At 50.2% G+C, this 22,589-nt stretch carries 21 protein-coding genes; 4 read left to right on the top strand and 17 right to left on the bottom strand.

The features are described 5' to 3' along the window. The first annotated feature begins 20 nt into the window (after positions 1-20). Positions 21-968, top strand: coding sequence for a Nudix family hydrolase (locus PHH59_RS08845; RefSeq protein WP_300014368.1), 948 nt, complete (start codon positions 21-23; stop codon positions 966-968). Positions 969-977: 9 nt separating this feature from the next. On the opposite strand, the gene yacG is transcribed toward PHH59_RS08845, so the two are convergent. From yacG to PHH59_RS08800, 9 genes are all read right to left on the bottom strand, one after another. Continuing rightward, on the bottom strand, positions 978-1,190 hold the full coding sequence (gene yacG / locus PHH59_RS08840) for a DNA gyrase inhibitor YacG (RefSeq protein ID WP_300014365.1): 213 nt from the start codon (positions 1,188-1,190) through the stop codon (positions 978-980). After that, positions 1,190-1,960, bottom strand: coding sequence for a cell division protein ZapD (gene zapD, locus PHH59_RS08835; RefSeq protein WP_300014362.1), 771 nt, complete (start codon positions 1,958-1,960; stop codon positions 1,190-1,192). The genes yacG and zapD overlap by 1 nt, the downstream gene beginning before the upstream one ends. Before the next feature lie 7 nt (positions 1,961-1,967). After that, positions 1,968-2,570 (bottom strand): dephospho-CoA kinase, encoded by a 603-nt coding sequence (gene coaE / locus PHH59_RS08830; RefSeq protein WP_300014359.1) that lies wholly within the window; start codon positions 2,568-2,570, stop codon positions 1,968-1,970. Positions 2,571-2,573: 3 nt separating this feature from the next. Then, positions 2,574-3,443, bottom strand: a complete 870-nt coding sequence (locus PHH59_RS08825; RefSeq protein WP_300014356.1) for an A24 family peptidase — start codon at positions 3,441-3,443, stop codon at positions 2,574-2,576. Positions 3,444-3,476: 33 nt separating this feature from the next. Continuing rightward, on the bottom strand, positions 3,477-4,700 hold the full coding sequence (locus PHH59_RS08820) for a type II secretion system F family protein (protein ID WP_300014353.1): 1,224 nt from the start codon (positions 4,698-4,700) through the stop codon (positions 3,477-3,479). A 2-nt stretch (positions 4,701-4,702) separates the two neighbouring features. Continuing rightward, positions 4,703-6,409 (bottom strand): type IV-A pilus assembly ATPase PilB, encoded by a 1,707-nt coding sequence (pilB, locus tag PHH59_RS08815; protein WP_300014350.1) that lies wholly within the window; start codon positions 6,407-6,409, stop codon positions 4,703-4,705. Positions 6,410-6,692: 283 nt separating this feature from the next. Further along, a complete protein-coding gene (locus PHH59_RS08810; RefSeq protein WP_300014347.1) occupies positions 6,693-9,746 on the bottom strand; it encodes a valine--tRNA ligase in 3,054 nt (1,017 codons plus the stop codon). A 22-nt stretch (positions 9,747-9,768) separates the two neighbouring features. Continuing rightward, entirely contained in the window at positions 9,769-10,197 is a 429-nt protein-coding gene (locus tag PHH59_RS08805) for a DNA polymerase III subunit chi (RefSeq protein ID WP_300014344.1), read from the bottom strand. Between the two features lie 12 nt (positions 10,198-10,209). Beyond that, a complete protein-coding gene (locus PHH59_RS08800; RefSeq protein ID WP_300014341.1) occupies positions 10,210-11,703 on the bottom strand; it encodes a leucyl aminopeptidase in 1,494 nt (497 codons plus the stop codon). A 184-nt stretch (positions 11,704-11,887) separates the two neighbouring features. Here PHH59_RS08800 and lptF point away from each other — a divergent pair, with 184 nt between their 5' ends. Together lptF and lptG are read left to right on the top strand one after the other, a co-directional pair. Further along, positions 11,888-13,024 carry an LPS export ABC transporter permease LptF gene (gene lptF, locus PHH59_RS08795; protein WP_300014338.1) on the top strand — a complete coding sequence of 379 codons (1,137 nt, stop codon included), beginning with the start codon at positions 11,888-11,890 and terminating at the stop codon, positions 13,022-13,024. Next, positions 13,021-14,088 (top strand): LPS export ABC transporter permease LptG, encoded by a 1,068-nt coding sequence (gene lptG / locus PHH59_RS08790; RefSeq protein WP_300014336.1) that lies wholly within the window; start codon positions 13,021-13,023, stop codon positions 14,086-14,088. Before lptF ends, lptG begins: the two co-directional genes overlap by 4 nt. A 1-nt stretch (position 14,089) precedes the next feature. Here lptG and PHH59_RS08785 read toward each other — a convergent pair whose 3' ends face one another. Continuing rightward, positions 14,090-14,563, bottom strand: coding sequence for a Uma2 family endonuclease (locus PHH59_RS08785; RefSeq protein ID WP_300014333.1), 474 nt, complete (start codon positions 14,561-14,563; stop codon positions 14,090-14,092). A gap of 47 nt (positions 14,564-14,610) precedes the next feature. Next, on the bottom strand, positions 14,611-15,654 hold the full coding sequence (gene purM / locus PHH59_RS08780) for a phosphoribosylformylglycinamidine cyclo-ligase (protein ID WP_300014330.1): 1,044 nt from the start codon (positions 15,652-15,654) through the stop codon (positions 14,611-14,613). 301 nt (positions 15,655-15,955) lie between these two features. Between purM and PHH59_RS08775 the strand changes: the two genes are divergently transcribed. Continuing rightward, positions 15,956-16,360, top strand: coding sequence for a hypothetical protein (locus PHH59_RS08775; RefSeq protein ID WP_300014327.1), 405 nt, complete (start codon positions 15,956-15,958; stop codon positions 16,358-16,360). A gap of 66 nt (positions 16,361-16,426) precedes the next feature. On the opposite strand, the gene PHH59_RS08770 is transcribed toward PHH59_RS08775, so the two are convergent. The 6 genes from PHH59_RS08770 to dprA all read right to left on the bottom strand — a co-directional run bounded on the left by PHH59_RS08770 (position 16,427) and on the right by dprA (position 22,552). Next, the gene (locus tag PHH59_RS08770) at positions 16,427-16,753 is read right to left on the bottom strand and encodes a hypothetical protein (protein ID WP_300014324.1); all 327 of its coding nucleotides are present in this window, start codon (positions 16,751-16,753) and stop codon (positions 16,427-16,429) included. Between the two features lie 35 nt (positions 16,754-16,788). After that, positions 16,789-17,520, bottom strand: coding sequence for a UPF0149 family protein (locus PHH59_RS08765; RefSeq protein WP_300014321.1), 732 nt, complete (start codon positions 17,518-17,520; stop codon positions 16,789-16,791). Positions 17,521-17,600: 80 nt separating this feature from the next. Beyond that, positions 17,601-18,140 carry a hypothetical protein gene (locus PHH59_RS08760; RefSeq protein ID WP_300014318.1) on the bottom strand — a complete coding sequence of 180 codons (540 nt, stop codon included), beginning with the start codon at positions 18,138-18,140 and terminating at the stop codon, positions 17,601-17,603. A gap of 370 nt (positions 18,141-18,510) precedes the next feature. Continuing rightward, on the bottom strand, positions 18,511-20,829 hold the full coding sequence (topA, locus tag PHH59_RS08755; protein WP_300014316.1) for a type I DNA topoisomerase: 2,319 nt from the start codon (positions 20,827-20,829) through the stop codon (positions 18,511-18,513). 183 nt (positions 20,830-21,012) lie between these two features. Continuing rightward, positions 21,013-21,480 carry a DUF494 family protein gene (locus PHH59_RS08750; RefSeq protein WP_300014313.1) on the bottom strand — a complete coding sequence of 156 codons (468 nt, stop codon included), beginning with the start codon at positions 21,478-21,480 and terminating at the stop codon, positions 21,013-21,015. A gap of 19 nt (positions 21,481-21,499) precedes the next feature. Next, the gene (gene dprA, locus PHH59_RS08745) at positions 21,500-22,552 is read right to left on the bottom strand and encodes a DNA-processing protein DprA (RefSeq protein WP_300014310.1); all 1,053 of its coding nucleotides are present in this window, start codon (positions 22,550-22,552) and stop codon (positions 21,500-21,502) included. Between the last annotated feature and the right edge of the window lie 37 nt (positions 22,553-22,589).

Genomic DNA, 22,589 nt, shown 5'->3' with positions numbered 1-22,589 from the left:
TAAGTAAGTAAGGAATGTGCATGGATAAAAATCACTTGCAAGTTGCCGTGGGGGTTATCAAAAACGCGGCGGGCCAGGTTTTGATCGCCTTGCGCGATGAGTCTTTACATCAAGGCGGTTTATGGGAATTCCCTGGCGGCAAGCTTGAAGCGGGCGAAACGGCGGAGCAAGCCTTAGTCCGGGAGTTGCAAGAAGAATTGGCTATCACAGTCAATTCAGCTAGCCCGTTAATCACCATCAAGCACCAATACCCGGATTTGGCGGTGCAGTTGCTGGTGTTTGAAGTGGCGGACTTTTCTGGTGTGGCACAGGGCAATGAAGGCCAGCCCTTGCAATGGGTGGCAGTGGATGCGTTGATGGATTACGCGTTTCCGGCGGCAAACCGGCCTATTATTGCCGCCGTCCGGTTGCCACCTTTTTACGCGATTCTGGAAGTTGACGATGAAGCGCAGTTATTGGGCAATCTACAAAAAATTCTTGCCAACGGTGTCAAGCTGATTCAAATCCGCTTGAAAAACTTACCTATCCACGATGTCGAAAAAGTTGTCGAAAAATTTCTCAAGCAGGCTTATCTTTTGTGCCGGCAACACGATGCGTGTTTATTGGGAAATTCCGCGTTGGCACACTCAGGGCATCCGGCTTTTCATGGCATCCATTTGACCAGCCGTGATTTGCTGGCCTTGGACAAACGCCCTGAAAATAGACGTTGGCTGGCGGCGTCGTGCCATAATTTTGAGCAATTGCAACACGCAGAAAGGATAGGCGTTGATTTTGCCGTCCTCGCCCCCGTATTGCCGACCCCGACCCATCCTAATGCCGCTGCACTAGGATGGGCGCAGTTTGCGGATTGGGTGGCGGAGGTCAATATTCCTGTTTACGCCTTGGGCGGAATGGCCTTGCCCTTGCTCAAGACGGCGCGTGGGGCGGGGGCGCAAGGCATTGCGTCGATCAGGGCTTTTCTCGCCTAAGAATGCGTTTTAAGAATGCCACAGAGTCGGGTCGCCACTGTCTTCTTCGTCTGTTATCAAGGGTTCGCCAGGAATCCTTTTTTCTTCCATAGCCCATTCCCCCAAATCTATCAATTTACAGCGTTCAGAACAAAACGGCCTGAACAGTTGCTCAGGTAACCAGGCAACTTGGGCTTTGCAAGTCGGGCATTGCACGGTGAGCGGTTTGCTGGTGGCTGACATCAGAACAAACAGCAGGTCAGTTCAAAAGGGATGTTGTCAGGGCTTTGGGCCGGGCGTTTGTCATCGTCAGGCGGAACCATAAAGCGGATGGTGCAACGGTGTTTGCCGCCACTGATTTCGGCGAAGCAGGGCAGGGATTTATCCAGGCTGACTTTGAGCAACTGGAAGGTTTGGTTGCGGTCAGGGGTAAACTGGAAGAAACCGGCGACGGCAAGTTCCTGGGTGGGGGAGTTGCTGGTGCGGATCAAATTAAGGATCAGTTCGATAGCGGTGCGGATGTCATTGAACGGGCCGCTCCATAATTCCAAGTCTTTTTTGGACAAGGCGTCATCCTGTTCCAGCCAGTGATGATACTCAGGCAAGTCAAAAGAACAAGTGCCGCCTGGAATTGAACTACGTTGGGTGATGCTTTGGAACAAGTCGCTTTCCATGACATTCATGCCTATTTTTCCGTTGACGGCATAAAGATTTTTGCTGATTTGTGTCAGTTCAGCCAAGATTCTGTCGAGTATTTTCGAGTCAACCTGTTGGTTGTTAGCTATTTTTCCTAGGGTTTTGGCGTTGCGGTCAAGTTCTTTTAAAATTTCTGATTTAAGGTCGTTGCGCCTGAAAATGGACATAATGTCGAGCAATGCACTGATCGCGGCGCGTTTGTCAGGGACGGTGCAGCCCGCCGAAAAATGGCTGAATTGTTGAAAGAGCTGTTCTAACCTAATGAATACGCGGATACGTTCGTTGAGAGGAAATTCATAGGTAATGGTGTTGTTCACAGACAAGTTAATCCTGACAGTGGCTGATTGAAAGGTATAAATTGTGCAGTTTTTTGACCTGTTCTGCAAGCTTGTCGTTGGTTTCTGTGTTCTCGATCAAATCGTCTGCGTGGGTGGCCCTAAAGTCACGCGTTACCTGGGTGTCAATAATCGCCTGTATCTGTTCGCTGGACAAGTGGTCACGGTGTTTGACCCGCCTTATTTGTGTGTCTGTTGGGCAATCGATGACGAGTACGCGGTCGACCAAGGAAGCCATGCCGGTTTCAAATAGCAAGGGGATGCTGATGACGCAGTAATCAGCAGTAACTTTCCCCGCAGCCATTTGTATGTCCCGAAAAACTAATGGATGCAGGATGGATTCAAGTTTATGTTTCTCTTTTGGGCAAGTAAAAATGAGGTCGCGGAGCCTGGCCCTATCCAATGATCCATCTTTCGTGAGTATTTCCTTGCCCCAGGTGTCCCGTATTTCTGCCAATGCCGGTTGGCCTTGTTGCACTAGGGCATGGGCTATGGCATCTGCGTCAATGATAGGTACGCCTTGCTGGGCAAACAACAAGGCGACCGTGGTTTTGCCGCAACCTATGCCGCCGGTGAGTCCGACTTTTAACATCGCTTATAAACCGATGGAATTTAGGTACAGCCTGTTGATGTCCGCCCCCCAGATCAAGGCTATCCAACCTGCTACGGCTAAATAAGGCCCGAAAGGGATGGGGATGGTATGGTCGCGTTTAGCGACGATGATGATGCTAAAGCTGATGATGGTGCCAACCAATGAGGACAGTAATATGATCAGTGGCAAAACTTGCCAGCCTAGCCATGCACCGAACAATGCCAATAATTTAAAATCACCAAAGCCCATGCCTTCTTTGCCTGTGGCAAGTTTGAACAGGTGGTAAACCGACCACAATGCCAGATAACCCGCCGCCGCCCCGATAATACTGGCATGGCTGTCGGTGAACACATCAAAAACATTCAGCAATAACCCCAGCCACAGCATGGGCAAGATAATTGAGTCAGGTAACAGATGATGGTCAATATCAATAAAGCTTAGCGCGACCAAAGACCAGGTGAGGAGGAGGGCAAACGGGGTTTGCGAGCTATAGCCGAAATACCACGCGACTATGACGGACAGGATGGCGGTCAATGCTTCTATCAGAGGGTAGCGCACTGAGATGGGGTCGCTGCAAGCCGCACATTTACCTTGTAAAGCGAGGTAACTGACCACCGGGATATTCTGGTGGGGCTTGATCGGCGTTGCACAGGACGGGCAACGTGATAAAGGCAAGACCAGATTGAAAGCTTCCGATGGCGTTTCGGCGGGCAGCCCCAGGTATTCAAGGCATTCTTTGCGCCAGTTGCGTTGCATCATCACGGGCAATCGGTAAATGACCACATTTAGGAAGCTGCCGACCAACAAACCGACAATGCCAGCCAATGCCGCGCAGAGTAAGGGGGAGCTTAGGAGAATATCCAGTAATTCCATCTTTAATGAGTTTTTTAAAGTGTTAATCTGTGGTTAGCCGCCGACTGCCGCACCCAGTTTGAAAATGGGCAGGTACATCGCGACAATCAAGCCACCGACCAAGATGCCCAAGATGACCATGATGATGGGTTCCATAAGGCTGCTTAGGTTGTCAACCAAGTTATCGACTTCTTCCTCATAAAAATCCGCCACTTTAGACAGCATCGCATCCATGGAGCCGGATTCTTCACCAATGGCGACCATTTGTTGCACCATGTGCGGCCACATGCCAACTTGGCTCATCGCGAATTGCAAACGTTGGCCGTTCGCCACGTCTTCGCGCATTTTTAACACGGCTTCGCCATAAATGATGTTGCCACAGGCTCCGGCCACCGATTCCAAGGCTTCGACCAGAGGCACACCGGCGGCTGACATCGTTGATAATGTCCTTGCAAAGCGGGCAATTGCCGATTTGTTGATGATCAGACCCACCACAGGTATCTGCAACAACATCCTGTCCAGAAAATGATTGAAGGGTTTTGAACGTTTTTTAAAAAAATCAAAAACATAATAAGCACCGACCAGGATGCCAACGATTATGTACCACCATTCTTGCAACCATTGCGACATACTGATGACCATGCGCGTAAATGAGGGCAAATCAGCCCCAAAGCTTTTGAACAGGTCTTCAAAAACGGGCACCACAAACAGAAGCAAAATCGCGGTCACCAGGAAGGCAACGACTAAAACCGCAATAGGGTAAGTCAAGGCCTTCTTGATTTTCTTCTTCATCGATTCGGATTTTTCTTTGTAAGTGGCGACCTTGTCCAGCAACGTTTCCAACACCCCGGCATGTTCCCCGGCTTCGACCAAGTTGCAGAACAATTCATCGAAATAGACGGGGTTTCTTTTCAGCGCTTCAGCCAGTGTGTCGCCGCTCTCAATGTCGCCCTTGATGCTCATCAGCAGTTTCTGCATACTGGCGTTTTCATGGCCTTTACCGACAATATCAATGGCCTGCACCAAGGGTAAACCCGCCGCCATCATCGTCGCCAATTGCCGGGCAAAAATGGCGATGTCACCGGCGGTAATAGGTTTGGGACGGGAGGAAAACAGTGGTTTGCCTTTTTTCTTGATGTTGGTGACACGAAAACCTTGCCGCCTTAATTCGGCTTTGGCGACAATTTCGCTGATTGCAGAAATTTCGCCTTTGGTTTTGTTCCTCGCTTTATCTACTCCTTGCCAGAGGTAGTCAATCTGTTCAGTTTTTTCTGCCATGATTATTCCTTGGTTACACGATCAATTTCTTCTAGGCTAGTGATGCCCATGCGTACTTTATTTAATCCTGAAGCCCGTAAGTCGTTAATGCCTTCAGATTTTGCCAATTGGGTCAGTTGCAGGGAATTGCCGCCTTCGAGTATCAGTCCACACATTTTTTCGCTTAGGGTCATTACCTGGTATATACCGACGCGGCCTTTATAGCCATTCGTGCAGTTTTCGCAGCCGACCGGACCAAAAATATGCAGGTCGTTTAATTCTTCTTGGGTAAAACCGGCATCCAGCAAGAGGTGTTCAGGAAATTTGACCGGAGCCTTGCAACGTTCACACAAACGACGGGCCAAACGTTGCGCCATGATCAAATTGACTGCCGAGACGATGTTGAATGGCGCGACCCCCATTTGCATCAAGCGGTTGAGGGTTTGCGGGGCATCGTTGGTATGTAGCGTTGACAATACCAAATGGCCTGTTTGTGCGGCCTTAACGGCAATATCGGCAGTTTCCAGGTCACGGATCTCACCGACCATGATGATGTCTGGGTCTTGCCGTAGAAAGGCCCGCAAGGCGTTGGCAAAGGTCAAGCCGGTTTTGACGTTGACATTGACTTGGTTGATGCCTTCGACCGTGATTTCAACCGGATCTTCGGCGGTGGAGATATTGCGGTCTATGCTGTTAAGGATATTCAGGCCCGTGTATAGCGAAACGGTTTTACCGCTACCCGTAGGCCCTGTCACCAGCACCAACCCATACGGTTTGTGTATGGCATGTAGAAACAGCTCTTGTTGTTCAGGTTCAAACCCTAGCTTTTCGATACCCATTTGGGCGGCGGTTGGGTCAAGGATACGCAAAACCACTTTTTCGCCGAACAATGTAGGACAAGTATTGACCCGAAAATCAATCGCCCGGGTTTTCGACAGCAACATTTTGATACGTCCGTCCTGGGGGACCCGACGTTCAGCAATATCCATCCTCGACATGACTTTAATCCGCGATATGATACGGGTGGATATGTTGGCTGGTGGACTGGCCACCTGATAAAGCATACCGTCTTGGCGGAAACGGATGCGGAAGTTTTTTTCATAAGGTTCCAGATGGATATCCGAGGCACCTTTTTTAACGGCGTCCAGCAATATTTTGTTGACAAACTTGACGATGGGGGCTTCTTCAGCTGCCGCGTCGGCATCAACAACTACCGCACCGTCATCGGCTATATCCAGATTTTCCAAATCTGCATCCAGCATATCCATCATGGTTGTGTCGGCAACTTCCAAAGCCGTTTCAATGGCAATAGTTAGTTTGTTTTCTTCAACCAGGATAATTTCCGGGCGCATCATGGTTTGAAATTTAATGTCTTCAACACCCTGATGGTTGGTAGGATCGGACATCGCAATAAACAAAGTCTTGTCGCGTTGGAACAACGGCAATACATGATGCTTGCGGATCAATTTTTCGTTTACTAGCGCGATAGGGAGGCTACGGCAGTCAATCGCATCCAGATCCAACCAAGGCAGGCCAAATTCATCAGACGCCTTTGATGCAATGGTTTTGCTATCAATAAACTTATTGGCAACCAAATGGCCCACTAGGGAAACCTTGTTTTGTTTCGCCTCTTGGATGTGTCCCCTAGCCTCGGCTTCGGTTAAAACCCCTGACTGGATTAATACCTTGGCAAGACCTCTTAATTGAAGATTGCTCGGTTCAGTAGCCATCGATTATTATTAATTGTTTCATAAGTGCTTGCTTTAAAAATGGATTTTTTCGCTAAAATGGTTTCGGCAAGCACTTATGAAACACATGCCGCTCATTGGATGGAGATGACAATCCCAAAAGTCCTTGCTTACAGCCTGAGAGGATACTGTGCAATATCTTATGGGATTGTAATAGGTTTAATTTCATCATTAAGAAAATATAGAGCAAATAAGGCATTTGTCTACCTTGACCAGGCAAGTTTAAGAAAACGCTGGTTTTGCCTGTACGTCAATCGGGCGATATTTACAATGCCCGGATTTTAACTTGTTGTTGCCCAAGATTATTCAGCATAGCCTGCATTTCGGCAAGTTTGGCTTTTTCCTTGTTGATAACGTCTTCAGGTGCTTTGTCGACAAAAGCGGGATTGTTCAGCTTGCCCTCGACGCGTGGCAAGTCATTCTTGATCCTCTGAATTTCCTTGTCCAAACGTGCCAATTCGGCTTCCTTATCAATCAATCCTGCAATCGGAATCAAAATAGCCATGTCCCCGACCAGTGCGATTGCTGATTCAGGTGCGGATTCATCGGCACCTAACCAAACCACAGTTTCCAGTCTACCCAGTTTTTGCAGATAAATCATATTATTGCTAACAAAACGCCGGTCTGCTGCTGAACCGTTTTGCAATAAAACCGGTAACGGCTTGCCTGGTGCGATATTCATTTCGCCGCGGATTCTTCTTACACCTAAAATGACCGCCATCAGCCAATCGGTTTCGGCAACGGCGGCGGTGTCGATTTTTTCGGCGTCGGCGATAGGATAGGCTTGTAACATGACAGTATCGCCACATGCTGAATCCGCTCCCGGCGGATTTTCGGCAGTCACACCATCCCTGGCGATTGCCGCGCCCGTTCCCGACGGGCTTGCGGCATACACACCATCCCTGGCGATAATTCCCAACAACGGCGCGACCCGTTGCCAGATTTCTTCGGTGATGAATGGCATGATCGGATGTGCTAGCCTTAATACGGTTTCTAAAACCGTCAGCAAGGTAAGGCGTGTACCGCGTTGCAAAGCGACATCTTCCGATTGCAGGGACACTTTCGCCAATTCCAGATACCAGTCACAATATTCGTTCCACGTAAATTCGTAAATCGCTTGGGCCGCCAAATCGAAACGATATTGGTCGATGGCGTGGGTAGTGGCCTCGATAGTTTGGTTCAAACGGGAAATAATCCAGCGGTCAACTTGGGTAAATTCGCTAGGTGCATCGCCCAAGCCACAATCTTGCCCTTCGGTGTTCATCAACACATATCGTGCCGCGTTCCATAGCTTGTTACAAAAATTGCGGTAGCCTTCGGTGCGTTGTAAATCAAAACGGATGTCGCGGCCTGTGGAAGCCAGCGAAGCAAAGGTGAAACGCAAGGCATCGGTGCCGTAAGAACTAATGCCATCAGGAAAATCTTTGCGCGTGGCCTGTTCGATTTTCTTCATCAAATGCGGCTGCATCATGCCCGCCGTGCGTTTGGCGACCAAGGCTTCCAAACCGATACCGTCGATAATGTCGATAGGGTCCAGGACGTTGCCTTTGGATTTGGACATTTTCTGGCCTTCGGCATCGCGCACCAAGCCGTGGATGTACACTTCCTTAAACGGCACTTGGCCCTGGAATTTCAGGCCCATCATAATCATTCTGGCAACCCAGAAGAAAATGATGTCAAAGCCCGTGACCAAGACGCTGGTTGGGTAAAATTTCGCCAGTTCCGGCGTTTGTTCAGGCCAGCCTAAAGTCGAGAAAGGCCATAACGCCGATGAAAACCAAGTGTCCAACACATCTTCGTCTTGTTTCAACGCATAATCTGCCGCCAGCCCATGTTTTTCGCGGATGGCTTGTTCAGACTCGCCGACATAAACATTGCCCAACCCGTCATACCAGGCCGGAATCCGGTGTCCCCACCAAATTTGCCGTGAAATGCACCAATCCTGGATATTGCGCATCCATTCAAAATAAGTATTTTTCCAGTTGTCCGGCACGAATTTAATGTCGCCATTTTCCACCGCCGCAATCGCCGGTTCTGCGAGCGGTGCGATTTTGACATACCATTGGTCAGTCAACAGCGGTTCGATGACGGCATTGGTGCGGTCGCCGCGTGGCACCATCAATTTATGGTCGGCGATTTTTTCCAGCAAACCTTGCGCTTCCAAATCGGCGACGATTTGTTTACGCGCCGCGAAACGGTCTAAACCTTGATACGCTGCTGGAATCAACTCATCAGCAATAATGCTGGCATCAACCGTCAGGATGTTGAACAAACCGCCGTGTGGCGCGTCCATCAGCACCGAGGTGTGGCGGTGGCGCGTCCAGACTTCATAGTCGTTGAAATCATGGGCGGGGGTGATTTTCACGCAACCGGTGCCAAATTCAGGGTCAACATAGTCGTCGGCGATAATCGGGATGCGGCGGCCTGTCAGCGGCAATTCCAAAAACTCGCCCAGCAAGTGTTTGTAACGCTCGTCTTCGGGATGGATTGCGACGGCGGCATCACCTAGCAAAGTTTCAGGCCGCGTAGTGGCGACTATCATAAAGCCTTGCCCGTTCGACAGCGGATAGCGGATATGCCACATAAACCCTGCTTCTTCTTCGGACAGCACTTCCAAATCCGACACGGCGGTGTGCAAGACCGGGTCCCAGTTCACCAAACGTTTGCCGCGATAAATCAAGCCTTCTTCATACAAGCGGATGAATACTTCCTGCACGGCGTCGGACATGCCCTCATCCATCGTGAAACGCTCGCGTGACCAATCCAAGGACGCGCCCATACGCCGCAACTGGCGGGTAATCGTGCCGCCGGACTCTTCTTTCCATTGCCAGACTTTGTTGATGAACGCCTCGCGCCCGTAATCGTGGCGGGTCTTGCCTTCGGCGTTGCATAAACGTTCGACCACCATTTGCGTGGCGATACCGGCATGGTCAGTGCCAGCTTGCCACAAGGTGCTGTGGCCTTTCATGCGGTGGTAACGGGTCAGCGCGTCCATGATGGTGTCCTGGAAAGCGTGGCCCATGTGTAGGCTGCCGGTGACGTTGGGCGGCGGGATCATGATGCAATAAGATTCTTGAGCTTCGGCATTCGCTTCTGCCGAATCCGCTCTAGGCGGATTTCCGGTAGTCACACCATCCCTGGCGATTGCCGCACCCGCTCCCGGCGGGTTTGCGGCATACACACCATCCCTGGCGATTGCCGCACCCGCTCCCGGCGAGTTTGCGGCATACACACCATCCCTGGCGATAAAATAACCCTTTTCTTCCCAAGTTTGGTACCAGCGTTGTTCGATTGCGTGTGGCGAGTAAGTTTTGTCCATGTTGATGTTCTTTTCTTTGTGTTCAGAGCTTATGCGTGGCGATGTCTATGCCCGCTTGTCGGTACTGCCGGTAACGTTGCCGCCCCGCCGCTTTGTCCGCTTTATTGTTGTCGAGGATTTCCAGAATCCGGCCTATATTCTGAAAATTTTCCGGGCAATGCGTGGACAAGTTCAGCAATATGTCCTGCCAGCCTTCTGGGGCGGATTGATGGCCTATCAGCGTGACATTGGTAAATTCAGGTGTTTGCCCGTCATAAATCTGGTGCGGGACAAAGCTGCCCGCCCTGAATGTCCAGAGCAGGTTATCAAACCGCTGGCTTTGTCCGCCATCATCAGTCAATACATAACAGGCCACGCCGTTACGGTAGGCTTTTTCGACCAGTTTACAGGCGAACACATCGCGTTCTTGTGGTGATTCGGTAGCCAAAATGTAAAAACTGATGTCCGGCATCGGCGTGGGTTATTAAGCCAATTGGCTGGCGCGGTTGAGCAAGTATTGGCTTAACAGCGGCACGGGCCGTCCGGTCGCGCCTTTGGCCGGGCCGGTGCGCCATGCGGTGCCGGCAATATCCAAATGCGCCCAGCGGAAGTTCCCGGCGAATTTCGATAAAAAACACGCGGCGGTGATGGTGCCCGCATCTTTGCCGCCAATATTCGCCATGTCGGCGAAATTGGATTTGAGCAATTCCTGATATTCTTCCCACAAGGGCAAACGCCACAGGCTATCGTTGGCGGTTTCGCTGGCGGCGATCAAATCATTACAGAGTCCGTCATCATTGCCGAGCAAACCGCTGGGGATGCGTCCCAAAGCGACCAAAACCGCACCTGTCAAGGTCGCTAGGTCAATCACAACATCCGGGTGGAAACGTTCGGCATAAGTCAGCATGTCGCACAAGATCAAACGGCCTTCGGCATCGGTGTTTAAAATCTCGATGGTTTGTCCTGACATGCTGGTGACAATATCGCCCGGTTTGTTGGCATCGCCATCGGGCAGGTTTTCGGAAGCGGGGACTAGGCCGATGATGTTCAGCGGCAGGTTCAATTTTGCGGCAAACAATAATGTGCCTAATACCGCCGCGCCGCCGCACATATCGTATTTCATTTCGTCCATGCCTAAGCTGGGCTTCAGGGAAATGCCGCCGGCATCGAAAGTCAAACCTTTACCGACCAAGACAATCGGTTTGCTATTTTTTTCGCCGCCTTGGTAATCCAGGCTAATCAGCTTGGCGGGTTGACGGCTGCCGCGTGACACGGAAAGCAATGAGCCCATGCCCAAGGCTTGCATATCGGCTTCTTCCAGGATATGCGTGGTCAGTTTAGGAAACTGTCCGCCCAGGGCGATGGCTTGTTCGGCAAGAAACGTGGGTGTGCAGAGATTGCCGGGCAAATCCGCCAGATGTTTGGCAAAGCTGACCCCTTCGGCGATTGCCTGGCCTTGCGCCAAGCCGGTTTGCGCCGCCGCCAAATCTTGCCCGGATGCACAGATACGGATATTTTCGATCTGGCTTTCGGTGGTTTTGTCGGATTTGGTGTGCGTATATTGGTAGGCCGCATCGCTGAACACTTCGGCGATCTGGCGGGTTTTCCACGTCACATCGGCCTGTTCGACTTCACAGTCCGCCAACGCGCAGACGACGGATTTGATGAACGGTTTTTTGATGCTATTGATCGCCGCCGCCAAGGCTTTGATGTAAAGTTTACCGGATACGGGTTTGTTTTCGCCCAAACCAACCAACAAGATGCGTTGTACAGGGCTGTCCGGCAAGCCATTCAACAACACGGTTTCGCCATTTTTGCCGCTGATGTCGCCACGGTTGAGGATTTTGCTTATCAGGCCTTGGGTGCTGCCGTCCAGGTGTTGCGCGGAGGGGGCGAGTTGTTGGTCTTGGTAAACGCCGACCATCAGGCAATCACATTCGAGTTTTTCTAATGGTGAGGTTTCTATAGAATAGTCCATAACTGTTATCGTCTAATTGCGGAAGAAAAGGGTTTCGGGACGGCAAACCGTTGCCAGCCCGTGCTCGGAAGGGGATTATATACCTTTCAAGCCGTAAATTCCGCATCGTGGGCTAAGCGAAGTTAGTGTGACGCCCTGAGTCCACATTTTTTTGAGCCTGTCTGTTTATGTTAAGGAGTCCTGTTTGCTAGTCAATTGCCCCAAAGTCCCCCAAATCAGCCGGATGTTTACCCTGACGGTACTGGATAGGCTCATCGCCCAAGATTTGCTGAAAACCCTGCTGTCAGTATGGTCGGTGATCGTCGTCATCATCGTCAGCCGCGAATTTATCCGGGTTTTGGATAAGGCAATCCAAGGGCGGGTGTCCAGTGAAACTTTAATGACTTTGCTGGCGTTAAAAACCATCAGCATCGGTGTCTCTTTATTGCCAGCCGCGCTATTTATGGCGGTGCTGATGGTCTTGGGCAAAATGTACCGCGATCAGGAAATGTCCGCCGTGGCATCGGCGGGCGGCGGCGTGTTGACGTTGTACCGCGCCGTGTTCCTGCTGGTGTTTCCCTTGAGTGTGGTCGCTGCGGGCTTGTCTTTGTACACCACGCCGTGGGCGGAGGCGATGACCACCAAAATCATGCACGAAGGCGATGAGTCCGCCGATTTGCGCGGCATTGCCGCCGGAAAATTTAGCGAATACAGCCAGAGCGACCTGGTTTTTTATGTCGAGGACATCACTGATGACAATGTCATGCACGATGTTTTTGTGCAACATCGGCAGGCTGGCACACCTAGCATCATCACTGCCGATTCCGCCCGTTTGCGTAATTTGCCAGACGGACGTTATGCGGTTTTTTACCACGGTGAGCGTGTCCAAGGCGTCCCTGGCAATTTGGATTTTGTCATCGAAAAATTCACCGAATATGCAATCAGGGTGGAAGAGCCGGACACCGCTGTTTTTTTTGGCCGTACCACTGTCGCCCCCGAAATACTTTGGTCGTCTTCGGCGGCGATAGACAATGCCGAATTGCAACGGCGCTGGTCTATTCCGCTGGGTCTGGTGTTGCTCAGTTTTCTGGGTGTGCCTTTGGCGCAAATTTCGCCACGCGGCGGGGCATTTGGCAATATCCTGACGGGGTTTGTCATTTATTTTTGCTATGGCAATCTTCTGCGCGTGAGCCAATTGTGGGTGACTAAAGAAGTGATTCCTGGCTGGCTGGGTGGATTGGCGATCAACTTGCTCTTGCTGGTTGTCGGTGCTGTGTTGTTGGCGCGGCTGTATGGTTGGCGGTGGTTGTATCTCAAGTTAAGACAGAAGGCCACGCTATGAATGTGCTGACCCGTTACATTGTTGGCGATATTTTAAAAGCCTCGTCGATTGCCGCCATTTTGCTGCTGACCTTGTTTGATTTGTTTACTTTCAGTGATGAGCTGGACGACATCGGCAGGGGAGAATATGGTTTGCTGGAAGTTTGTTATTTTGTCACGTTTACGTCCCCGACCATCCTTTACGAGCTGATGCCCGCCTCGGCCTTGATAGGCAGCCTGTTTGCGTTGGGCGGCATGGCCAACAGCCAGGAGCTGGTCGCCATGCGGGCGGCGGGTTTGTCGGTGTTTGGCATTATCAGGGCGGTGTTGGTTGCGGGTTGCTGCTGGATTGCCGTGGCGGTGCTGGTGGGCGAATTTATCGCCCCGATTGCCGAAAGCAAGGCTCAGGTGATGCGGGCGACCGCGCAACAAAACCCGTTTTTCCGTAACTTGAAGTACGGGATTTGGCTGCGTGAAGGCACACGATTCATTAATATCCGCCTGTTGGAAGACAATGGTGATCTTGCCGACATCAGCATTTATGAAACCGATGCCCAGCGGCATTTGCTACGCTCCATCCATGCCCAAAAAGCAGTGTATTTGGGCAAGCAGCAATGGCGGCTGCAAGATATTCAGGAATCGTCGGTATCCACGACACAAATGCACGCCAAGTCACAGACAGAACAGATTTGGAATTCATCCATCGCGCCGGATTTGCTAAAAATCGTCGTCGTCAATCCCGACAATTTATCGCTGTATGATTTGGCGATGTATGTGGAATTTTTGAAAGACAACCAACAAAAATCGCAACTTTATGAAATGTCGTTTTGGGGCAGGGTGGTCACGCCATTGGTCATTTTTGCCATGTTGCTGGTGTCCGCACCGTTTGTGATTGGCGTTAAACGCGGCATCAGTGCCGCCACGCGTATTTTGATCGGCGTGGTCATCGGCATGGGCTTTAACGTCATCGACATGACCATCAGCCATATCGGCCTGATTTACAGCTTAAATCCGCCGTTGATTGCGTTTATGCCTAGCTTGCTGGTGTTGTCGGCGGCGGTTTATGCGATTAGGAAGCGGGGGTGAGTCAGAACTTTGGTATTTTTAAACTAATGCCATAACCTGATTGCTCCAACTTTCCCATCTTCCCGTAATAATCCACCAACCCATTTTCCCAAACCACCCAGACTTCCTCAGCCCCCGCTTGCAAATAAAGTTGTACCTTTTCGGTCATTTCCACTTTGGAATTGGACGGCGAGACAATTTCAACACAGAGTTCCGGTGCGCGGGGGTAGGGCGTTGCATAGCCGTATTGCTTGATGAACGCTTTGGAACACCAGGCGACATCGGCGACTTTTACGCCTTCTGTGGTTTGAATGGAGCATTCGGTTAGGGCTTCGCCTTTTTTGAGCTTGCGTTCAAGCAAAGCACCGATGTGTAATTGTAATCGACCGTGTTGATTGGATGCGGGAGTCATTTCAACTTTTCCATAACGGTTTAGCTCAATTTTAAAAGGCAGGTTTTGAAAATAAGGGTTATCGACCACTTCTGACCATTGCATGGCTTGTTCTCCGGTAAAGGGATAAATCCCGATTTAATCGATTGGTCTTATCGGTACACAACCCCTGGTTTGCCGTCGCCAGTGACCAACTCACCGAGGATGAACACGGTTTCGCCCAAGCTGGTTAATGTCTCCAACGTCACCGCTTCATTTTCCGGCGCAACACAAACAATCATGCCGACACCGCAGTTAAAAGTGGTCAGCATATCCGCCAGCGGCACATTGCCGTGGTTTTGCAACCATTGGAAAATGGCGGGGAATTCCCAACTTTGCAAATCAATCGCGGCGTTGATTCCGTTTTGTAACACGCGCGGCAGGTTTTCGGTGATGCCGCCGCCGGTGATGTGCGCCAACGCATGGACGGGGACTTTTTCTAGCAAGGCCAACAAGGGTTTGACATAAATGCGGGTAGGGGTCAGCAAGGCTTTCCCTAGCGTGGTGTCTTGAAATGGGTCGGCAAGGTTCGCGCCGCTGTGGCTGATGATTTTACGGATCAAAGAATAGCCATTGGAATGTGGGCCGGAAGAGGCGATGGCGATGAGTTTGTCACCGATTTGGACTTGGCTGCCGTCCAGCACCTTGCTTTTTTCGACGATGCCGACGCAAAACCCGGCCAAATCATATTCGCCATCGGCATACATGCCGGGCATTTCCGCCGTTTCGCCGCCGACCAGTGCCGCCCCTGCTTGCCCGCAACCCTCGCCTATGCCGGCAATGACTTGTGCAGCAGTGTCCACATCCAATTTACCGGTGGCAAAATAATCCAAGAAAAACAAGGGTTCCGCACCTTGGACGATGATGTCGTTGACGCACATCGCAACCAGGTCGATGCCGACGGTGTTGTGGATGCCCAGGTCAATAGCCAATTTTAATTTAGTGCCGACCCCGTCCGTGCCAGATACCAGCACGGGTTGTTGGTAACGGTCCAAGGGCACAGCAAACAATGATCCAAAACCACCCAGCCCAGCCATTACCCCTGCGGTACGGGTTTTTGCGGCTATTGGTTTGATACGTTCGACTAATTCGTTGCCGGCGGCAATATCAACGCCCGCACTTTTGTAATTCAGGCTTTCTGGATTTTTCGCACTCACGGTGGTGTTCTCTCTGGGGGGAAATAAAATGTCGCTATTGTACAAGACTACGCCAGTTTTGTGTGTAAGCAGCGGAAGAAGGGGAATTATTGCCATAATGCCTAAAAAATAGGCTACGAAAAGATTGTTGGCTAGGTTGCGGACTGAAGTTGCGGGCGAATCCAGTCCACTAGGATGTGGAGGCCACATTCCCGAATGAAACGCCAGGGATTTAGTTGAATTTGGAGGAAAAACTCATTAAAGTGCTGGGCGGTGTGACGATCTTTTTATTGACACCATCATTCGACTGAGGAGTTTAATAATGACAATAACAAAAATGTTTAAACCAATGTTTCTGCTTGCCCTGTTGCTAGTGTTTGGCACAGCATCGGCTTATAGCCCTGAAGAAAAAGAAGTGGATTGTAAAAAACCGAAATTTACTGATTTTAATCTCACTCCTTATGATGCCTCCAAAAATATTGAAGTACCAGCCGAAGCGGAATTTTTTATCAAAATTTCCGCGTATATTGATACAACGACGATTAAGTTGACGGCAAAAGGTGAGCCGTTACCATTTAAGCTGGAAAGCACTTCAACGTTTCATAAAATCACCGCGAAATTACCTGTGGCTTTAAACGGGCAGTATGCGCGGATCAATGTCGGTGCGATGGCCGTTTTGGGTTGTGACAATCAAACTGGCTGGCTGGTTAAAATAGCCAAACCGTAATGGCTTGCCTGTTAAACACCTTCGTTTTGTCGGTTAAACAAAACGGTGGTGTTTTTACAGCGGGTTTTATTCTTTTGGCAGTTCTTCGTCAGTCACTGGTTCACCAGATTCAGGGGCGGGCATGTCGATATCGTAATCGTATTTTTCCGCGTCCCTGTCGGATTCTGAGGGTGCTGCCATGCCCGCCGTGTCCAAATCTTCAACTGCATCCCGTTTGTCATAGTCAAGGCCCAGAAGCGGTGCTGTCCTTGCCGTTAATTTAGGGTCAACCATCGTTTTGGGCTTGGTTGTTGCTGGTGTTTCCGCTGTGTTGGTGCCGTCCCCAGAACCATCACAGCCGGATAAACAAATTAGTAATGCCAAGGCCTTGAAGATAGATGATGATTTTTTCATATCGTGTCCCTGTTCAAGCTGTTGAAATATTCTTGTCAAACCGCCCCGCAACATTTTTTAAATTTTTTGCCGCTACCGCAATGGCAGGGATCGTTACGGCCTAGTTTGATAGGGCTGGTTGGGGCGGCGGCTTTGGCCGCATTCCCCAGCATGACTTTCGTGCCATAAATTTGCAACGTTTTGACTGCAATAGGCACGTTTGGAAACAATGACGCAGCCAGCATATCGTCATTTGGCTCTTGGCCTTGTTCAATAATCAGTTTCTTAAGTTCGGCGGTTTTGGCTTTGTCAAACGAACTGAAATCGTTTGTTATCATGCACAAGAATAACTTCGCGCTGTTGCGGACTGCCAGCAAATCATGGTCAGTCGGCCTTAATTTTTCAGTCTTTTTACCAAACCAGAATTCTTCGTCAATCAACAAGCCGATATAAAAACCTTGGCACCAGCCGTAGGCAGACTCAGCCATTGCTTCGTCAATCTGGTCGAAATTAAATGGAAAGTTGAGTTGATTGGCTACGAACAAGTCGTTATAGGCTTCATGCACGGCGGCAGCCGTGGTGTCCAGGGCATTGATCTGGTCTTCGTTTAGCGCAGGCCTTTCGCCATAAAATAACGCTGACAACCACACTAGCGGCTTGCTTTTATTGGGCGTGATCATTTGTGCATAGAACAAACCGCGGGTTTCATCTATCCCCAGATGGTTTTCTTCAGGGACAATCGAGCCTAAACAAGAGTCAAGTTTGTCCAGTAATTCTTTAGCTATCATAAATTTTTGTTTTAATTATTATATGTTTGTTAAACGGTTACGGCTTGCATCCTAAGCATTTTTTGCTGCGTAACCTGCCCTTATTGCAACGTTGGTTTGGTGTAGAGGTTGTTGAACAAGCGTACCACCACAAACAGCATGGCCTTGGTCAAGTCAATTGCGCCTGGGTCACATTGTTCACCACTGCCATCATCAACGGCTTCGTTTAAAAATTGTATCAGGCCATTTTGTTGCAATTCGTCCGCTTTAGGTTTGAAAAAACCTTCTTTAATGCGTTGGCTGCGTTTTTCGTTGACATGCCTGCCTTCCATTAAGGGCTTCAACTCCTTGTCCAGCAAGCCCACTTGCCGTTCCATCCAGGTCGGGTCATCCTTGAATTTCGGCGTACTACCGAAGGCTTTTTGGTAGACGCAGACCACATCAAAACATAAATCCACAAACACTTTCGCCAAGTCCTCATTTTTTTCGGTGATGATGGCGGGGAAGGTGTTAAAAACGGTTTGGAACAAAAGCGGTTGGTCGATTTCCAGTTGGATCATGAGGCGTTTGCCGCTGTCCTGATCTACGCTTCGGGCATATTCCAGAGCTTGGTAAAGCTCTTGCGTGTAAAGTACGTGCATTTTTTTCCTGTTTTTTAAAAGATAAAATGAGGCGTTATCATATCATGCTGGATTTTTTTAGGGTTTGGGCGTTTAACAGGCTGTTGATTTTCTCGCCCCATCACCCCCCGCATAAATCCGTGATTCTGACGGATTCTATGTTTAAGTATATGAAATAAATGCTAGAGCAATCAAAGTGTGGCCTGGATATAAGCCAACACACTTTATTCCGCTATCGCTCTCTGGAGGAGTGAATTCCTAAAGATTATCCTTTGCGACTTTTGCGTATCGTGGTCGATGGCTTGTTGGCGAACTGGGATGCGGAACTGGAGGCGTGTAGGGTTGCGGAGGATTGTTCCGATAAATCGGCGTATTGCCGCATACTGCATGTTTACATTGGCTTAGGCCCTTCGGCATCTGCGGGATCGCCCTCATAAGGCGTGGCATATTTGCAGTCTTTTTGCGGGCAGACTTTTTCCGCGCCGTTGCGTTTGGTGGTTTTGACGGTCAGGATAGGCCAGTGGCAGGTGGGGCAGCTTTCTTTGATGGGGGCGTTCCAGAGTGCGTAATCGCATTTGGGGTAGCCTGAGCAGGAATAGAAAATTTTGCCGTTGCGGGATTTGCGTTTCAGCAAGCTACCCGTTTTGCATTGCGGACAGTCGACATGGGTGTCCAGCGGTTTTTCCAGCGGCTCGATATGGCGGCATTTCGGGTAGCCGCTACAGCCGATGAACTTGCCGTATTTTCCGGCTTTCAAGACCAAGGGTGAGGCGCATTCGGGACAGACGCGGCCTTCGACGACATCGGCTTTTTCTTCGGTGCTGCCATCATCGCCCAAATTCCGGGTGTACGAGCATTCTGGATAGTGTGTACAGCCGATAAAACGCCCGTTGCGGCCCAGGCGTATCGACAAGGGGCTGCCGCATTCGGGGCATTTTTCGTCTATCGCTTCCTGGGTGATGTCTTTGCGTTGGACGCTTTCTTCTTTTTCCGAAATCAGCGACGTGAAGGGGTTCCAGAAGTCACGCATGAGTGGAATCCAGTCCTTTTCGCCGCGTGAAACCGCATCGAGCTGGTCTTCCAGATTGGCGGTGAAATCATAATCAACGTATTTGCTGAAGTGCTCGGTCAAAAAACGGTTGACGATACGCCCGACATCGGTCGGATAAAAGCGTTTGCTGTCGAGCGTAACGTATTCACGGTTTTGCAGTGTGGAAATGATGGTCGAATATGTTGATGGCCGGCCTATGCCGTATTCTTCCAATGCCTTGACCAAGCTGGCCTCGCCATAACGGGGTGGCGGTTCGGTAAAATGTTGGGCGGTGATGATGTCGTTGAGCGGCACGGGGCGGCCTACCTGCAAGTTCGGCAGGAAGCTTTCTTTGTCGTCACCTTCATTGCTGTCGTCTTTGCCTTCCAGATAAACGGTCATAAAACCCGGTGTCGCAATCGACGAACCGGTCGCCCTGAACACATGTTTGCCGTCGGCGCAGCTCAAATCCACGGCGATGCGGTTGAGCGTGGCGTGGAGCATTTGGCAGGCGATGGTGCGTTTCCAGATCAATTCGTAGAGTTTGAACTGCTCGGCGGTCAAGTGGTTTTTGATGGCCGCGGGCAAGCGGCGGATGGATGTCGGGCGTATCGCTTCGTGGGCTTCCTGGGCGTTTTTGGATTTGGTTTTGAACAGCCGTGGCTCTTTGGGCACGTTGCCGTCGCCATAATTTTCGGCTATGTAGGCTCGGATGTCCTGCACGGCTTCTTCGGACAAATTGACCGAGTCGGTACGCATGTAGGAAATCAAACCTTCGGTTTCGCCGCCAATGTCGATGCCTTCGTACAATTGCTGGGCGACCATCATCGTGCGTTTGGTGGTGAAGCCCAGTTTCCGCGCGGCTTCCTGTTGCAAGGTCGAGGTGATGAAGGGCGGTGCCGGATGGCGTTTTTGCTGCTTTTTTTCGAGTTTGCTGACCAGCAATTGCCCATCGGCGGCATCAAGCAGGATTTGTTTGGTTTGCTGGGCGTTGTCTTCGTCGGTGATGCTGAATTGGCTGATTTTTTCGCCGTTGAATTGGATCAGTTTGGCTTTGAAAGCCTGTTCGTCAGCGGTGAGGGCGGCGTCCACCGACCAATATTCGCGGCTTATGAAGGCTTCAATTTCCAGTTCACGTTCAACAATCAGGCGCAGGGCAGGGCTTTGCACACGTCCGGCGGATAAACCACGGCGGATTTTTTTCCACAGCAACGGCGATAAATTGAAGCCGACCAGATAATCCAAGGCGCGGCGGGCTTGTTGGGCGTTGATGAGGTTGATCGCTAGTTGTTCGGGATGGGCAATCGCGTCGGTGACGGCTTTTTTGGTGATTTCATGGAAGACCACACGATGTACAGGCTTGTCTTTCAATAATTTTTTTTCGTTGAGCAATTCGTACAAATGCCAGGAAATGGCTTCGCCTTCGCGGTCAGGGTCGGTCGCCAGATACAGGGTGTCGGAAGTCTTCAGGGCTTTGCTGATGGCCAGCACATGCCTTTGGTTACGTTCGATGACTTCATATTTCATGGCGAAATCATGTTCAGGATCTACCGCGCCTTCTTTGGGGACCAAATCGCGGACATGTCCATAAGAGGCTAAAACTTGAAAATCCTTGCCTAGGTATTTTTCAATGGTTTTGGCCTTGGCGGGCGATTCGACGATGACGAGATGCTTGCTCATTTAATTACAATCTATGTTGAAAGGTTATGTCCTCTGGGCCAAGAGGTAAAAATAAGGATGTATTGTGCGGAGGCTTGGCGGGGTTAGGTTTGTACTTGTCCTCACATATTTTAATGTGTCAATATCCGTGACGTTGCGGCAGTGGGAACCTTTAGCTGTTATGAAGTTTTGTTAGTTAAGTACTTAATGCAAATAAGTCGGCACCAGTTCGTAAACAATGTCTTCCATTCTTGAAAAGGCAATTTCTTCATTCGGTTGGCTGAGCAACACCATCAACACGATCCACTTAAGTTTTTCCATGGATATTTCTTCGTTTTCCAACGCCATCGCGCGGTCTATGACAATTTCGCGGTTAGCCGGCGTCAGGATGCCGTTATGTTCCAAAAACATAATCAGGTTGCGGCATTCGATGTCCAGCTTGTCCTGTTCTTCGCTGCAAAAGATACGGAACGCGACGGACGCGCTCGGTTTTATCGCCCGTTGCAGGCTCAGCGACTCCAGCCAGTCAAATGCTTTGTTCACTTCGCAGGATTCAAAGCCCGCCTCCTCAAGTTCAACTTTGATGACATCACTGTCAGGAAGAATTTCAACCTCATCTTCCATATAGTTTTCAAACAGATACATCAGTACATCAAATATATTTTCTTTCATGGTTCACTTAAGGTTGGGATTATTTTAGTCTCGTATAGAAACCGCCAGCGGTTGCTTCGACATAACCTTGCAGCTCTAGAATCAGTAACATCGAGGAGATCATTTCCACGGATAAGCCTGTATTTTCAACTAGATTATCAATCGAAGTTGGGCTGAACATGACTAGATTCAATAATGTTTGTTGCTCCAGGTCAAGCATTGATTGCGTTGAAATGTGTGAATATTTCACATCCCATTGAATATATTGATGTAATTCTTCGAGAATATCTTGCGTGGTTTCGACAAGTTTTGCCCCTTCGCGGATCAAGGCGTTGCAACCACGGGCCAGTGGATTGTGGATTGAGCCGGGGATGGCGAACACTTCACGGTTTTGTTCCAAAGCCATCCGTGCGCTAATCAACGAACCGCTTTGTTTGGCGGCCTCGACCACCAGCAAGCCTTGGCACAAACCGCTGATAATGCGGTTGCGTCTGGGAAAATGATTGGCTTTGGCGGTGGTGCCTGGAGGAAACTCGGACACCATCGCGCCGGTGGTGACGATTTGCATCGCCAAATCTTTATGTTTGGCAGGATAAACGCGGTCAAGCCCGGTGCCGGCCACGGCGATGGTGTACGCTTGGTTTTGGAGTGCGCCTTCATGGCTGGCGGCATCTATGCCCAATGCCAGGCCGCTGGTGATGACAAAACCGGATTGGCCCAGGGCCTTGGCAAATTCGCGGGCGGTTTCCTTGCCTTGGATTGATGGATTGCGGCTGCCTACGATGGCGATTTGCGGCAATGCCAGGATGTCTGGCTTACCGCGCACGAACAACACAGGCGGCGGGTCGGCAATTTCTTTTAGTTGCGCAGGATAAGCCGCATCCAGTAAGGTGATGGCGCAGTTGTTTGCTTGCGCCAACCAGCCCATGTCTTGGTCAACCAGCGTCCAGTCAGGGTGTTTGATAGCATCAACCACACTGTTTTTTAAACCCAACGCGCTTAAGGCAGGGATGGGTTCAGCAAAAATTTGTTCTGGTGTATGGGTGTCCAGTAGTTTGAGAAAGCTTCTGCAACCGATGCCTGGCACACGCAAGAGGGCGAGCCAGTAACGGAGGTTTGCGTCGGATTGC

It is taken from the genome of Methylovulum sp., from assembly GCF_028687615.1.
Taxonomy (GTDB): domain Bacteria; phylum Pseudomonadota; class Gammaproteobacteria; order Methylococcales; family Methylomonadaceae; genus Methylovulum.
This window is presented reverse-complemented; position numbering and strand designations above follow the sequence as displayed.